Origin of the sequence: Streptomyces sp. NPDC059080 (genome assembly GCF_042739975.1) — a bacterium.
GTDB lineage: Bacteria > Actinomycetota > Actinomycetes > Streptomycetales > Streptomycetaceae > Streptomyces > Streptomyces benahoarensis.
In genome coordinates this window covers 37,837-52,703 of sequence record NZ_JBHYGX010000025.1, presented here as the reverse complement: position 1 = coordinate 52,703, position 14,867 = coordinate 37,837, and the positions used below count along the sequence as shown (strand labels likewise).

Here is a 14,867-nt window from a genome sequence, read left to right as displayed (position 1 = left end):
GGCGACGCGGTCCACGGCCCGGCGACGGGCACTCCGGACCACGTCTCCGATGCTGCCGTGGGTGGGTGGTGGGGCGGGGTGGAGGTGGGGCGGGAGGGGGAGGGGAGGGGAGGGGCCCCGCCCCCCTACTCCTCCACCACCAACACCGGCGTCCCCCGAGTAAGCACTTCCCCCCGGAAGAACGCCGGGCTCCGCCGCTGCATCACCAGCATCAGCACAAGCCCCAGCACCAACAGCCCCACCCCGATGACGAACACCGAGCCCACACCGAACACGGAGCTGCCCGACCCGTAAGCCGGGTTCCACATGTCGACAAGGGTCTTGGTGAAGACCGCCGTCAGCAGGGTGCCGCCGAGGGTGGGGAAGACGCCCTTGAAGAACAGGTCGCGGGCGGAGGTGCGCAGGTCGTGGCGGAAGTACCAGGCGCAGGCGAAGGCCGTGATCGCGTAGTAGAAGCAGATCATGAGGCCGAGGGCGTAGATCGTGTCGATGAGGACGTTCTCGCTGAGGAGGCTCATCACGGCGTAGAAGAGGCCGGTGGCGACGCCCGCGGCGACGGTGGCGCGGCCCGGTGACCGGAAGCGCGGGTGGATGCGGGCGAAGGACGGCGGCAGCGCCTCGTAGGCGCTCATCGCGAGGACGGTGCGGGCCACGGGGATGAACGTGGTCTGGAGGCTGGCGGCGGCCGAGGCGAGGACGGCGACGAACAGCAGCACGCCGAGGGCGGTGCCCATGACGGGGTCGGCGAGGGCGGCGAAGACGTTGTCGGCGGTGTGCGGGTTGCCGAGGCCGGGGCCCTTGTCGCCGACGCCGGAGTACATCTGGGCGGCGATGGCGGTCAGCAGGTAGGAGCCGATGAGGACGAGCATCGCGAGGAGGGCGGCGCGGCCGGGGGTTTTGGCGCTGCCGGCGGTCTCCTCGTTGACGGTCAGGCAGGCGTCCCAGCCCCAGAACATGAAGATCGAGAGGGAGAGTCCGGCGGTGAAGGCGGAGAAGGACTGGACGGCGAAGGGGTCGAGCCAGGTCCAGGAAAAGTGCAGGGATCCTGCGAATTCGCCGGAGCGCGCCTTGACGACGGCCATCACGACGAAGACGGCGAGCACGGCGAGTTGGAGGCCGACGAGGGCGTATTGCACGCCTTTGGTGGCGGTCATGCCGCGGTAGCTGATGGCGGTGGCGACGGCGATGAAGGCGAGGCAGGTGAGGATGTGGGCGGCTTTGTTGCCGTCGAGGTCGGCGACGGCCTGGCTGCCGGTGAGTTCGCCGAGCAGCAGGTAGAAGAACGAGGTGGCGACGCCGGCGAGGTTGGAGAGCACGATGATCGTCGCGATCACCAGGCCCCAGCCGCACATCCAGCCGATGCGCGGACCGAACGCCTTGACGGTCCAGGTGAAGGAGGTGCCGCAGTCGGGGACCGCCTTGTTCAGCTCGCGGTAGGCGAAGGCGACGAGCAGCATCGGCAGGAACCCTGCCAGAAAGATGGCCGGCATCTGCAGGCCGACCTCACCGGCGGTGGGGCCGAGGGTGGAGGTGAGGCAGTAGACGGGGGCGACGGTGGAGACGCCGATGACCGCGCTGCCGAGCAGGCCGACGGAGTTGCCGCTCAGTCCCTTGCCACGGGTGTCGCCGCGGGCTTCTCCGCCGGTGGCGCCGGCGCTCGTTACCGTGTCTCCGGTCTGGGGCCGGGGGTCTACCTGAACCATGAACAGGACGTTAAGTGCTGCTGTTTCCGTATCCAGAGGGTCAAACTCCGCTTATCGGCGGCCCGGTAGCGCCTTCATTACGAAACCACATTCCCCGCTTCAGTCACGTAATGGAATGATCAAAACCGTCTCAACCTTCAACTTCGCGACTCGCGGGCCGCGCGGCCCGCCGTGCGATTACCGCAGCCATGCCCGTTTTGCCCCTTTCGAAAATTTCCCGTGCGACTTCCGGACGCCTCCCGGACGCCGGGAGGAAGCGCGGGCCTCACCCCGTCCACACCACCGACTGCACCTCGCTGTAGGCGTGCAGCGCGTACGAGCCCACGTCCCGGCCGACGCCGCTCTGTTTGAAGCCGCCGAAGGGTGCCTCCATGTTGCGGCCCACGGTGTTGACGCCGACCCCTCCGGCGCGCAGCCGTGCCGCCACCCGGAACGCCCGTGCCACATCGCCGGACCAGACGTAGTCCAGCAGCCCGTAGTCGCTGTCGTTGGCGAGCGCGACGGCCTCCTCCTCGTCGTCGAACGGCAGCACCACCACGACCGGGCCGAAGATCTCCTCCCGCACGATCCGCATCCCGGACGTGCAGTCGGCGAACAGCGCGGGCGCGACGTAGAAACCGCGCGCCGTGTCCGGGCCGTCCGGGCGCCGCCCGCCGGTGACCAGCCGGGCGCCCTCCGCGCGGCCCAGATCGAGGTAGGACTCGACGCGGTCGCGGTGGGCGGCGGAGATGACCGGGCCGACCACGGTGGAGCGGGCCCGCGGGTCGCCGAGGGGCAGGCGACGCGCGTAGTGGGTGAGGCGTTCGACCAGCCGGTCGTGGAGGGGCCGTTGGACGAGGACGCGGGTCGGGGCGGTGCAGATCTGGCCGCTGTAGAAGGAGAAGGTGGTGCCGATACCGGCGACCGCGGCGTCCAGTCCGGCGTCGTCGAGGTCGGCGAAGACCAGCGCGGCGCCCTTCCCGCCCAACTCCATGAGCTGGCGTTTCATGCCCCGGCCGCACTCCTCGGCGATGGCGCGGCCGACGGCGGTGGAGCCGGTGAAGCTGACCATGTCGGTCTCCGGCGCCGCCACCGCCGCCGCGCCGATCTCCGCGGAGGCGCCGGAGACGACGTTGACCACGCCGGGCGGCGCCCCCGCCTCGTCCAGCGCCTCCTGGAGCGCCTCGGCCATGCGGTAGACGGAGAGCGGGTCCTGCGGGGCGGGTTTGACGACGACGGTGTTGCCCATGGCCAGCGCCGGGGCGATCTTGCCCGCGGGGTTGGCCCAGGGGTTGTTGTACGAGGTGATGCAGGCGACGACGCCGACCGGGCGGCGGGCCGCGTACGCGCCGATGACCGCGGCTTTCCCCATCGGTCCGGCCGGGTTGACCTGCGGCGGCAGCGGCGTCTCGACGGGTTCCAGCGCGCCGCGGGCGTACCGCGCGAACCGTGCCGCGGCCACGCCGACCTGCATGGCGCGGGCGGTGGCGGTGGTGGCGCCGCTCTCCCGCTGGGCGAGTTCGGCGTACGGGGCGAGGCGGTCGCGGAGCAGCCGGGCGGTGTGGTCGAGGACGCGGGCGCGGAGTTCGGGGGTGGTGCGCGACCACGGGCCGAAGGCCGCGCGGGCGGCCTCGGTGGCGGCGCGGACCTGCGCGGTGCTCGCCTCGGGTGCCCGTCCGACGGTCTCCCCGGTGGCCGGGTCGAGGACGTCGTGGTGTCCGCCGTCGGGCACGGTCCATTCGCCGCCGATGAGGAGCCGTTCCGTACGGTCCGGATCGGCGCTCCGTCCCGTAGGGCCCTTGCGGGCGCTCACCGGGTGCTCACCGTCGCGGTGTGGCGGCCGGAGCGCAGGACGGTGCCGGGGACGGCGCCGGTGACGGTGTCGTCGCGGATCGTCTCGACGCCGTTGACGCGGACGCTGACGATGCCCTGGGCCCGGGAGTCGAGGCGGGGGCTGTCGCCGGGCAGGTCGTGGACGAGGGTGGCGGGCCCGGCGTCGATGGTCTCGGGGTCGAGGAGGACGAGGTCTCCGTGGTGGCCTGCGGCGATGCGGCCGCGGTCGCGGAGGCCGAAGAGGCGGGCCGGGTCGTCGGTGAGCATCCGGACGGCCTCCTCCAGGCCGACGAGTTTCCGGCCGCGCAGGCAGTCGCCGAGGAAGCGGGTGGTGTAGGGGGCGCCGCACATCCGGTCGAGGTGGGCTCCGGCGTCGGAGCCGCCGAGGAGGACGTCCTCGTGCCGCCAGGTCTCGCGGCGCAGGGCCCAGCTGGCGGGGTCGTTGTCGGTGGGCATCGGCCACAGGACGGTGCGCAGGTCGTCGTGGGCGCAGATCTCGACGAGGCAGTCGAAGGGTTCCTGGCCGCGTTCGGCGGCGATGTCGCGGACGACGCGGCCGCTGAGCCCTTCGTTGGCGGCGGAGTAGGTGTCGCCGATGACGTAGCGGTCGAAGTCGGCGAGGCGGCGGAAGACCCCGGCCTCCTCGCTGTGGGCGTGGCGGAGCAGGGTTGCGCGGACGTCCGGGTCGCGGAGTTTCGCGAGGCGTTCGGGGCGGGGCAGGCCGAGGATGTCGCCCCAGCCGGGGATGAGGTTGAGGGCGCAGAACGTGCCGAGGGACATGTTCATGGGCGTGAGGATCGGCATGGTGAGGGCGACGATGCGGCCGCCGGCGGCGCGGGCGCGGGCGCTGGGGACGAGCTGGCGGGGGACGCGGTCGGGGACGGCGGCGTCGATGGTGAGGACGTTCCAGTTGAGGGGGCGTCCGGCGGCGCCGGTCATGGCGACGAGGAGGTCGATCTCGTCGTCGTCGAAGCGGTCGAGGCAGCCGGAGACGATGGCTTCTATCTGGGTCCCTTCGTGTGCGCCGACGGCTCGGGAGAGGGCGAGGAGTTCGTCGCGGTCGGCGTGGCGGGAGGCGACGGGGGCGCCGTCGCCGTCGGAGTGGGTGGCCGACTGGGTGGTGGACAGTCCCCAGGCCCCGGCGTCCATGGCGTCGTGAAGGAGGGCGACCATGGCGTCGAGCTGGTCGGGGGTGGGACGGCCGCCGATGGCGTCGGGGCCCATGACGTGGCGGCGCAGGGCGCAGTGGCCGACCATGAATCCGGCGTTGACGGCGATACGGCCTTCGAGGGCGTCGAGGTAGTCGCCGAAGCCGTGCCAGTCCCAGGGGGCGCCTTCTTCGAGGGCGACCAGGGACATGCCCTCGACCTTGCTCATCATGCGGCGGGTGTAGTCGGCGTCGCCGGGCCGGTCGGGGTGGAGCGGCGCGAGGGTGAAGCCGCAGTTGCCGCCGGCGACGGTGGTGACGCCGTGGTTGAGGGACGGGGTGGCGTAGGGGTCCCAGAAGAGCTGGGCGTCGTAGTGGGTGTGCGGGTCGACGAAGCCGGGGGTGAGGACGAGTCCGGTGGCGTCCTCGGTGGTGGTGGCCGGTTCGGTGACGGTGCCCGGTGGGGCGACGGTGGCGATGCGGCCGTCCTTGATGCCGACGTCGGCGAGGTGGCGGGGCGCGCCCGTGCCGTCCACGACGGTGGCGCCCTGGATGAGGTGGTCGAGCATGGCGGGTTCCCTTTCTCGTCATACGGGGCGGGGTCTCGCGGGGCGCGGCGGTGCGGTGCAGGGCGGTGCACGGCGGTGCGGTGCGCGGCAGTGCAGGGCGGTGCGGCGGGCCGCGGGCCGCGAGCCGCGGGCCGCGAGCCGGGCCCGCCCGGCCGGGCGCCGCGGCCGGTGGCGTCAGGCGCCGCCCGCTTCCCGGAAGCGCGTCGTCCGGTGCACCGGGTCCGTGTCGATCTTCGGGATGACGTGCTCGCCGATGAGCCGGATGGAGGTGAGGGTGTCGTCCCGGCTGATGCCGATGGGCAGGCCGAAGGAGAGCTGGTCGGCTCCGGCCGCCTCCCAGCGGCGGCACTGCGCGAGGACCTCGTCCGGGTCGCCGCAGATCATCAGCTCCTCGGCGATCAGCAGCTCGATCAGCTCCTCGGTGTAGTCGGGGAGCAGTTCGGGCCAGGCGGGGATGCCGTCGGGCCGCGGGAAGGTGTCGTGGTAGCGGAAGAGCAGCGACTGGAGGTAGTTGAGCCCGCCGCCGACGGCGATCTCCACGGCCTTTTCATGCGTCTCGGCGCAGATGGCGGTCGAGGTGACCATGACGTTGTCGTTGACGAAGTCCCCTACGGGTTCGGCGTCCTTGACGGCGCTCTTGTACGAGTCGACCACCCACTCCATGTCGGCGACCTTCTGCACGCTGAACCCGAGGACGCCGAGGCCCTTGCGCCCGGCCATCGCGTACGAGGAGGGGGACCCGGCGGCGTACCACATGGCGGGGTGGGAGGGTCCGTACGGCTTGGGGAGGACCTTGCGGGGCGGGAGTTGCCAGTGTGTGCCGCGGAAGCCCTCGTACTCGTCCTGGAGCCACATCTTGGGGAACTCCGCGATGGTCTCCTCCCACAGCTCCTTGGTGTGGTTCATGTCGGTGACGCCCGGCATGAACCCGAGGATCTCGTGGCTGCCCGCGCCGCGCCCGGAGCCGAATTCGAAGCGTCCGCCGGAGAGGTGGTCGAGCATGGCGACCTTCTCGGCGACCTTCACCGGGTGGTTGACCGGCGCGAGGGGGTTGAATATGCCGGAACCCAGATGGATGCGTTCGGTGGCGTGGGCGAGGTAGCCGAGGAACACGTCGTTGGCGGAGAGGTGGGAGTACTCCTCCAGGAAGTGGTGCTCGGAGGCCCAGGCGTATTTGAAGCCGGAGCGGTCCGCCTGGATGACGTACTCCGTCTCCTCGATCAGTGCGTGGTGCTCGGCCTCGGGGTCGGCCGCGGCGCGCGCGGCGGGGACGTAGCCCTGTACGAAGATCCCGAATTCCACGGGGGTTCACCGTCCTTACGTCTCTTCCGACGCCGCTTCGCGAGGACGCCGCTGGGTGACGGGCCGTGCGGGTGGGTGATGCGGGTGGGTGATGCCGGCTCCCACTTTTCTGACGAACCGTCAGATTGACGAGCCTGCGCAGACTGTTCCACCGGCACCGCGAAGCGTCAATAGCTGATGAAGCGTCAGATGCGGCTTCGGGCGCGGCCCCGGAGCACGCTCACCCGAGGCCGACGCCTGCCAGCCAGCCCCCGTCCACAACGAACGGCTGCCCGGTGATGTACGACGAGTCGTCGCAGGTCAGGAAGAGTGCCAGCCGGGCGATCTCCTCCGGGCGGCCGATCCGCCCCATCGGCACCAGCTTGCGGTACAGCGCGTCCACCGATCGCGCCGAAGCCTCCGGGTCGGCCTCCGGGTCGAGGGCCGCCGGGTTCGTCATCGGGGTGTCCACCGCCCCCGGGCACACCGCGTTCACCCGGATCCCCTGGGCCGCCAGCTCCAGCGCGGCAACCCGGGTGAGCCCCAGCACGGCATGCTTGCTCGCCGCGTAGGCACCGACGTACGCCATGCCGGTCACCCCTGTGTACGAGGCGGTGTTGACGATGGTGCCGCCGCCCGCCGCGGCGATCTCGGGCGCGACGGTACGGATCCCGAGGAAGCAGCCGACCTGGTTCACCTGCATCACTTTCAGGAACTCTTCCAGCGGGGTGGCGGTCAGCGCGTTGAACCGCAGGATCCCGGCGTTGGCGACCAGCCCGTCGATCTTCCCGAAGGCATCCTTCGCCGCCGCCACGGCCGCCGCCCAGTCGTCCTCCCGCGCCACGTCCAGGTGCACGTACCGCGCGGCGGCCTCCCCCAGCTCGGCCGCGAGCGCCGACCCCTGCTCGTCCAGCACGTCCCCGATCACCACCCGCGCCCCCTCGGCGACGAACAGCCGCGCCTCCTGCTCGCCCTGCCCGCGCGCCGCACCGGTGATGACGACGACCCGACCGTCCAGCTTGCCCATGCCCAGCCCCTCACGTGGATTTCGTACCTGGTTCGGTGCTCGACCGCAGCCCCGGAGAGCCCGCGCCCCGGGACGCTCCCCGCCTCACTCCTCCAACAACGGCCCCACCTCCGCCCCGAACGCCGCCATCTGATCCGTCAGCTCCTCCCGCCCCCGGCACCGGAACCGCACCTGGATCTGGTCGACGCCCATCTCCCGGTACTCCCGCAGCGACGCGGCGATCCGCTCGGGCGTCCCGCTCAGCGCCCGGCGCCCGACGTCCCACCTGGGCTCGCCGACGTACAACGGCTCGGTGATGGCCCCGATCTCCGCGGGCTCCACCACCCCGGCGGCCTCCCGCAGCCCTCTCAACACCGCGATTTTTTCCCGCAGTTGCGGTCTCCGATCACCCTGCGGCAGCCACCCGTCCCCCCGTTCCGCGGCCCGCCGCACCGCCGCGGGCGAGGAGCCGCCCACCCACACCGGCGGCCGCGGCGTCTGCACCGGGCGCGGCGCCTGCCCCAGCTCCGAGAACGCGAACCGCTCCCCCGCGAACGCGGCGAACTCCTCGGGTCCCAGCGCCGCCTTCAGCGCGTCCACCGTCTCGTCCAGCACCGCCCCGCGCCGCGCGAAGTCCACCCCGAGCGCCTCGAACTCCTCCTGGACGTGCCCGGCGCCCACCCCGATGATCAGGCGCCCGCCCGACAGCCGGTCGAGCGTCGCGAACTGCTTCGCCGACAGCAGCGGATGCCGCAGCCCGACCACCGCGACATGACTCAGCAGCCGCACCCGCTCGGTGACCGCCGCCAGATGCGCGAGCGTGGCCACCGGGTCGTACCAGACCGTCCCCATCGCCCCTGCCAGCCGCCGCGGAATCGCGACGTGCTCACAGCAGGCGACATACGCGAACCCGCACCGGTCCGCGGCCCGCGCCACCGCCACCAGATCCTCCGGCCCCGCCGCCGCCTCCCACCCCTCCGCGAACACCCCGCTCTGCGCCTGCACCGGCAATTGCATCCCGTACGCCAACCGCCCACTGGGCAGCACCCGCACCATCCCGCACCTCAAATCTGACGAGTCGTCATATTGCTACGGTGCGGCAATGGTGTGCGCTCCGGCGTCACCGGGCAAGAGGCCGACGGACATCGACGACGTCCCCTGCGAGCCGACCAACTCCTACTACCCGGCCGCCCTCGCCCGCGGCACCCGCCTCGCGGGCGCCACCAAGATCCCCACGCAGGAACAGCACGACGCGCTCAAGCTCCCGGGAGGTCTTCCCGTCCTGCGGACGCTCCGCACCCTCTACAGCACCGACGAGCGCCCCGTCGAGGTGACCGTCATGATCAAGGCGGGCCACCTCTACGAGCTGCAGTACGAGTTCACGCCAGGCTGAGGACCGCGCCCCGTAGGCGGCAGCCGCTGGTCACCCCCGAGGCGCCGACACCCCCCAAAGCCCCTCCCCCGTCAGCCCCAGCAGTTCGATCGCATTCCCCCGCACCAGCCGCTCCACGACATCGTGCGGCAGATGCCCCATCTGCTCCTCGGCCACCTGGCGGGAGCGGGGCCAGGTCGAGTCCGAGTGCGGGTAGTCCGTCTCGTAGAGGACGTTGCCGACGCCGATCGCGTCGAGGTTACGGAGCCCGAAGGCGTCGTCGAAGAAGCAGCCGTAGACGTGGTCGGTGAAGAGTTCGGAGGGCGGGCGGAGGACCTTGTCGGCCACGCCGCCCCAGGCGCGGTTCTCCTCCCAGACGATGTCGGCGCGTTCGAGGATGTACGGGATCCAGCCGATCTGGCCCTCGGCGTACATGATCCGCAGGTTCGGGAAGCGGTCGAACGTGCCGCTCATCAGCCAGTCGACCATCGAGAAGCAGCAGTTGGCGAAGGTGATGGTGGAGCCGACGGCGGGCGGGGCGTCGGCGGAGGTGGACGGCATCTTCGAGGAGGAGCCGATGTGCATGGCGATGACCGTGCCGGTCTCGTCGCAGGCGCGCAGGAACGGGTCCCAGTGGTCGGTGTGGATGCTGGGCAGCCCGAGGTGCGGGGGGATCTCGCTGAAGCAGACGGCGCGGACGCCGCGGGCGGCGTTGCGCCGGACCTCGGCGGCGGCGAGTCCGGGGTCCCAGAGGGGCACGAGGGTAAGCGGGATCAGCCGCCCGCGCGACTGCGGGCCGCACCACTCCTCCACCATCCAGTCGTTGTACGCGCGCACCCCCAGCAGACCCAGTTCGCGGTCCTTGGCCTCGGTGAACGTCTGGCCGCAGAAGCGCGGGAAGGTGGGGAAGCAGAGGGCGGACTGGACGTGGTTGACGTCCATGTCGGCCAGCCGCTCGGGGACGCTGAACGACCCGGGGCGCATCTGCTCGTAGGTGATGCCTTCGAGGCGTATCTCGTCGCGGGAGTAGCCGACGGCGGTGTCGAGGCGTGTCAGCGGGCGGTGCAGGTCCTCGTAGACCCACCAGTCGGCCGGCGGGCCGTCGTCGCCGGGGGCGCCCATCTTGGGGGCGAACTTCCCGCCGACGAAGGTCATTTCCTTCAGGGGTGCGCGCACGATCCGCGGCCCGGTGTCGCGGTACTTCGCGGGGAGTCGGTCCTGCCACACCTCGGGCGGCTCCACCGTGTGGTCGTCCACCGAGATGATCTGGGGAAGGGTCTCGTGGGTCTCCATGAGGGGTACGGTAACGCCGATCTGACGGATCGTCAGTAAGTGCGGAGGGGCGAACCCCCGCCGACAACGGGTGCGCGCGAGGCGCCCGTCGGGTTACGTTGTGCAGTCGCGCGAACGGATCCCGTAAGGGTGACGGTCCCGCACCTCGGGGCGTGACGTACGGCGTGCGAACAACCGGTGAAGAAGTGGCATGGGCATGCACAGATCGGGCGAGGCGGGGCGGAAGCGGAGAGAGGGTGGAGGGGCAGCTCACGGCGGCTCGGCGGGCGCGCCCACGCGCGAGGGGCGCGCCCGGCGGAGTGCGGCGCTCCGCTCCGGCGGCGCCCCGTCCGGTGCGCACGCCGGTGGCCGAGGAGGGTTTGTGGACGGTCCGGCCCCCTACTGACGCGAACCGCCGGGACAAGGCAGACTGACCGTTGCGCACACAGCGGAACGACACCATCACAGTACAGAGACGGCAGGGGCAGGGGGTCACCATGGACGACGGTCCGGGACAGAGGCGGGAGCGACTGCGCTTCACCGTGCTCGGTCCCGTGCGGGCGTGGCGCGGTGAGCACAAGCTGGGAGTGGGATCACCGCAACAACGGGCGCTGCTCGCCGCGCTGCTGCTGCGCGGCGGACACACCGCCACCGCAGCCGAACTCGTCGACGCCCTCTGGGGCGGGGAACCGCCGCACGCCGCACTCGCCGCCCTGCGCACCTACGCCTCCCGCATCCGCAAGACCCTGGGGGACGACGCCGACCTGCTCGTCAGCGAGTCGGGCGGCTACGCGATCCGCACGGCCGACGGGCAACCGCTCGACCTCGACCACGACCGCGCCGAGCAGTACGCCGCCGAAGCGGAGAAGGCCAAGGCCGCGGGCGACCGCTGCCGCGCCCGGGAACTCCTCGACGCCGCGCTGGCCCTGTGGGACGGCGAACCGCTCGCCGGACTGGCCGGACCGTACGCCGAGAACCAGCGCACCCGCCTCGACGAATGGCGCCGCTCGCTGCTGGAGTCCCGGCTCGAACTGGAACTGGAGCTGGGCCACCACACCGAGGTGGTCTCCGAACTGACCTCCCTGACCGCCGCGCACCCGCTCCGCGAACGCCTGCGGGAGCTGCTGATGCTCGCGCTGTACCGCAGCGGCCGGCAGGCCGAGGCCCTCGCCGTCTACGCCGACACCCGCCGCCTCCTCGCCGAGGAGCTGGGCGTCGATCCGCGCGCCTCGCTCTCCGAACTCCAGCAGCGCATCCTGCGCGCCGACCCGGACCTGGACGCGCCCGCGACGCCCGGCTCCGGTCACGGCACGGGCGAGCCGGTCCTGCTGCGCCCGCAGCAACTCCCCGCCACCGTCCAGGACTTCACCGGCCGCATCGCCTTCGTCGCGGAGCTGAGCGAACAGCTCGCCACCGCCGAGGGCCACATCATGGCGGTCTCCGCGGTGGCCGGGATCGGCGGCGTCGGCAAGACCACCCTCGCCGTGCACGTCGCGCACGCCGCCCACCACCGTTTCCCCGACGGACAGCTCTACGTCGACCTCCAGGGCGCCGGGAGCGCCCCCGTCGAGCCGGAGGCCGTCCTCGGTGCCTTCCTGCGCGCCCTGGGCACCCCGGAGACGTCCATCCCGGACGGTCTCGACGAACGCGCCGCGCTCTACCGCTCCACGCTCGCCGGGCGCCGCATCCTCGCGCTGCTCGACAACGCCCGCGACGCCGCGCAGGTCCGCCCGCTGCTGCCCGGCACCGAGGGCTGCGCCGCGCTGATCACCAGCCGCACCCGCATGATCGACCTGGCCGGGGCGCAGCTCATCGACCTGGACGTGATGAGCCCGGAGGAGGCGTTCACCCTCTTTTCCCGGATCGTCGGCGAGGAGCGGGTCAACGCCGAACGCGAGGCGTCCATGGACGTCGTCGGCGCCTGCGGTTTCCTGCCGCTCGCCATCCGTATCGCCGCCTCCCGGCTGGCGGCCCGCCGCACCTGGACGGTCTCCTTCCTCGCCCGCAAGCTCGCCGACGAGCGCCGCCGCCTGGACGAGCTGCGCGCCGGGGACCTCGCGGTCAAGGCCACCTTCGAGCTGGGCTACGGCCAGCTGGAGCCGCAGCAGGCCCGCGCGTTCCGGCTGCTGGGCCTCGCCGACGGCCCCGACCTGTCGCTCGCCGCGGCCGCCGCCCTGCTCGGCATGGACACCGAGACCGCCGAGGACCTGCTCGAATCCCTCGTCGACACCTCCCTGCTGGAATCCGCGGCACCGGGCCGGTACCGCTTCCACGATCTGGTCCGGCTCTACGCGCGTTCCTGCGCCGAGCGCGACGAACAACCGCCGGAGGAGCGGGACGCGGCGCTGTCCCGGCTGCTCGACTTCTATCTGGCGACCGCCGCCCGGATGTACGCCCTGGAGCGGCCCGGCGACATGCTCGTCACGCAGATGGAGACGCCGCACTACCCGGGCCTCGACTTCGCCGACCGCGCCGAGGCGCTGAACTGGCTGTTCGGCGAGACCCGCTGCATCATCGCGTGCGCCCTGCAGAACACCGGCCCCGCCGGGCTGCGGCGCGCCGTCGACCTGCTGCTGCTCACCCGCGACATGGCCGAGTCCGGCGCCAACAACCGGCAGTACGAGCAGGCCAACCACGTCCTGCTGGCCGCCGCGCTGGAGGCTGAGGACCAGCACGCCGCAGGTCGGGCCCACTGGTCGCTGTCGCCGATCTGCACGCAGTTCGGGCGGCTCACCGAGGCCGATGAACACGCCAAGCTGGCCACGCTGTCCGGGCTGGCGGCGGACGACCCGTTCACCTCGTCCAACGGTCCCAACGACCGCGGCATCATCGCCAGCATCCGCCACCAGCACGAGGAGGCGGAGGCATATCTCAACCAGGCGCTGCTCGCCTTCCGGGAGAACAAGAACAAGCAGTCCGAGGCCAGCGCGCTGTGCAACCTCTCCCGCGTCCACCTGGACACCGGGCGCACCGACAGCGCCATCCGCCTCGCGCAGCAGGGCATCGACTGCTACCGCGAGGCCGGGGCCACCCGCCGCCTCGCCAACGGCATGTACGCCCTCGGCATGGCGCTCACCCTGGCCGAGCGGCTGGACGAGGCGACAGAGCAACTCGTCGCCGCGCTGGCCATCTTCCGGGACAGCCGCCAGCGGTTCTGGGAGGCGATGACGTATCTGCGGCTCGCCGAGGCCGACCTCGCCGCGCACCGTCCGACCAGCGCCGCCGACCACGCCGAGCAGGCGCTGGCCGCGCTGCGCGGGATCGGCGGCGGGCGCTGGCGGGCCGACGCGCTGCGGACGCTGGGGCACGCCCTCGACCAGATCGGGCACACCGGCCGGGCGAAGGTCTGCTGGCAGGAGGTCGTCTCCATCCATGAACAGCTGGGCCTGCCCATGGACGGCGTGGTGCCGCCCGCAATCCCCGGGAACAGCGCCGGGCAACCGTTGATCTCCTCGGTAGTCGTCGCATAGTCGCAGGTCAGGGGCGTCGCCGCGGGCGTTTATCGATCGTTCATCGCCGAACGGCACTCTCATGGGTATCGATCCGCCGCCTCGGGGGGCAAGCGGCTCGGTGCCCATGGCCACACCACCACGGTGTCCGGCCTTGGTCTGCTCGTCCGGCAACCCACGGGGGAGTTGCCGGACGAGTGGGTTCACCAACGCCCAGCACAGGAGTTGAGCCACCATGACCACCCAGCATCCGCAGCACGGGGACGGCCACGACACCGTGCGCCCGATGGACAGCAACCGCCCCATCCGGCCCATGGACAGCAACCGCCCCATTCGCCCGATGGACAGCAACCGTCCGATCCTGCCCATGGACAGCAACCGCCCCATCCAGGCGGCGGACACTGCCGGGACCGTCCACACCCGGGACAGCAACCGTCCGATCATCGATTCCGGCGCGGTGGCCGACCGTCCGGCGGCAACCGACGGCGGCATCGAGACGAAGGACAGCAACCGTCCGGTCGCCGATCCGAAGCACTGAGCCACGGTGAGGCGCCGTAGGTGTCGCGTCATACCGTCCACCGGACGCGACACCCACGGCGCACCCGCCGAGGACCGGTTTCCTTACGGGATGCCGTAGGGGAACCCGGCCCGCGGATGCCACAGGTACGGCGGCACGGCGTACTCCCGGACGGGGGAAAACCGGGCGTCCGCACCGCCGTATCGGCATCAGGGGGATGGTCCGGCCCACGGGCCCCGGGGGGATCGGGGCACCAACGGAACGGGCCAAGGGGGGGGCCGGGCTCTGGGGAGGGCCCGGAACGTCGGTGGCGGCCAGGCCGGGGGATGGTCCGGCTGCCGCTGACGGGGGGGGCCGCACCGCTGCGGACCGGCGGTGCGGCAGTAAGGGGGGCGGGACCCGGGCCTGTTGGGCTCGCATCCCGTAGGGCTCGCCCGTGGGGGACGGCCCGTACGGATCACCCGTACGGATCGGACCCCCGGGCCGAGGCCCATGAGGTCCGGGGCCCTGGAGGCCCGAGGGGGGTAAGACGTCCGGGCGGGTGGCACCTGGGGAGGGGCCGACCGTTCCGGGCACCCGGCGCCACCGCGCGCCGGGCACGATCGGGGGATCGTGGCGGCCGGTTTCGATGACGTCATCAGGGGAGCCATCGAAACCGGCCGTATCCGTGGGGCCCCGTACAGGTACGGGGCGCCGATCCGGGCCCGGGTGGGGCGATGCGGGTGCAACGGTCGCGATG

The 14,867-nt window shown here is 72.0% G+C and carries 9 protein-coding genes and 1 pseudogene; 3 read left to right on the top strand and 7 right to left on the bottom strand.

The genetic code is table 11. From position 1 onward, the window contains the following. Nucleotides 1–125: 125 nt before the first annotated feature. From ACFWWQ_RS20165 to ACFWWQ_RS20140, 6 genes are all read right to left on the bottom strand, one after another. The gene (locus ACFWWQ_RS20165) at nt 126–1,703 is read right to left on the bottom strand and encodes an APC family permease (protein ID WP_384597951.1); all 1,578 of its coding nucleotides are present in this window, start codon (nt 1,701–1,703) and stop codon (nt 126–128) included. A gap of 265 nt (nt 1,704–1,968) precedes the next feature. Next, on the bottom strand, nt 1,969–3,495 hold the full coding sequence (locus tag ACFWWQ_RS20160; protein WP_384597949.1) for an aldehyde dehydrogenase family protein: 1,527 nt from the start codon (nt 3,493–3,495) through the stop codon (nt 1,969–1,971). Further along, complete coding sequence (locus tag ACFWWQ_RS20155) at nt 3,492–5,231, bottom strand: amidohydrolase family protein (protein ID WP_384597947.1); 1,740 nt, start codon at nt 5,229–5,231, stop codon at nt 3,492–3,494. Before ACFWWQ_RS20155 ends, ACFWWQ_RS20160 begins: the two co-directional genes overlap by 4 nt. 174 nt (nt 5,232–5,405) lie before the next feature. After that, a complete protein-coding gene (locus ACFWWQ_RS20150; RefSeq protein WP_384597945.1) occupies nt 5,406–6,533 on the bottom strand; it encodes an LLM class flavin-dependent oxidoreductase in 1,128 nt (375 codons plus the stop codon). A 220-nt stretch (nt 6,534–6,753) separates the two neighbouring features. Next, complete coding sequence (locus ACFWWQ_RS20145) at nt 6,754–7,539, bottom strand: SDR family NAD(P)-dependent oxidoreductase (RefSeq protein WP_384597943.1); 786 nt, start codon at nt 7,537–7,539, stop codon at nt 6,754–6,756. Nucleotides 7,540–7,623: 84 nt separating this feature from the next. Continuing rightward, nucleotides 7,624–8,574, bottom strand: a complete 951-nt coding sequence (locus ACFWWQ_RS20140) for a TIGR03619 family F420-dependent LLM class oxidoreductase (RefSeq protein WP_384597941.1) — start codon at nt 8,572–8,574, stop codon at nt 7,624–7,626. Nucleotides 8,575–8,662: 88 nt separating this feature from the next. On the opposite strand from ACFWWQ_RS20140, the pseudogene ACFWWQ_RS20135 reads away from it, so the two are divergent. Further along, nucleotides 8,663–8,911: pseudogene (locus ACFWWQ_RS20135) on the top strand (GntR family transcriptional regulator); the annotation flags it as partial. A gap of 30 nt (nt 8,912–8,941) precedes the next feature. Here ACFWWQ_RS20135 and ACFWWQ_RS20130 read toward each other — a convergent pair. Beyond that, on the bottom strand, nt 8,942–10,183 hold the full coding sequence (locus ACFWWQ_RS20130; RefSeq protein ID WP_384597939.1) for an amidohydrolase family protein: 1,242 nt from the start codon (nt 10,181–10,183) through the stop codon (nt 8,942–8,944). Between the two features lie 476 nt (nt 10,184–10,659). Here ACFWWQ_RS20130 and ACFWWQ_RS20125 point away from each other — a divergent pair, with 476 nt between their 5' ends. After that, nucleotides 10,660–13,632, top strand: a complete 2,973-nt coding sequence (locus tag ACFWWQ_RS20125; RefSeq protein WP_384597937.1) for a BTAD domain-containing putative transcriptional regulator — start codon at nt 10,660–10,662, stop codon at nt 13,630–13,632. Between the two features lie 214 nt (nt 13,633–13,846). Further along, a complete protein-coding gene (locus ACFWWQ_RS20120; RefSeq protein WP_384597935.1) occupies nt 13,847–14,149 on the top strand; it encodes a laminin G in 303 nt (100 codons plus the stop codon). Nucleotides 14,150–14,867 lie beyond the last annotated feature (718 nt).

Coding starts and splice junctions, on each gene's coding strand:
- ACFWWQ_RS20155 (WP_384597947.1), bottom strand. CDS start 5,231: ATGCTCGACCACCTCATCCAGGGCGCCACCGTCGTGGACGGCACGGGC.
- ACFWWQ_RS20140 (WP_384597941.1), bottom strand. CDS start 8,574: ATGGTGCGGGTGCTGCCCAGTGGGCGGTTGGCGTACGGGATGCAATTG.
- ACFWWQ_RS20145 (WP_384597943.1), bottom strand. CDS start 7,539: ATGGGCAAGCTGGACGGTCGGGTCGTCGTCATCACCGGTGCGGCGCGC.
- ACFWWQ_RS20120 (WP_384597935.1), top strand. CDS start 13,847: ATGACCACCCAGCATCCGCAGCACGGGGACGGCCACGACACCGTGCGC.
- ACFWWQ_RS20125 (WP_384597937.1), top strand. CDS start 10,660: ATGGACGACGGTCCGGGACAGAGGCGGGAGCGACTGCGCTTCACCGTG.
- ACFWWQ_RS20130 (WP_384597939.1), bottom strand. CDS start 10,183: ATGGAGACCCACGAGACCCTTCCCCAGATCATCTCGGTGGACGACCAC.
- ACFWWQ_RS20165 (WP_384597951.1), bottom strand. CDS start 1,703: ATGGTTCAGGTAGACCCCCGGCCCCAGACCGGAGACACGGTAACGAGC.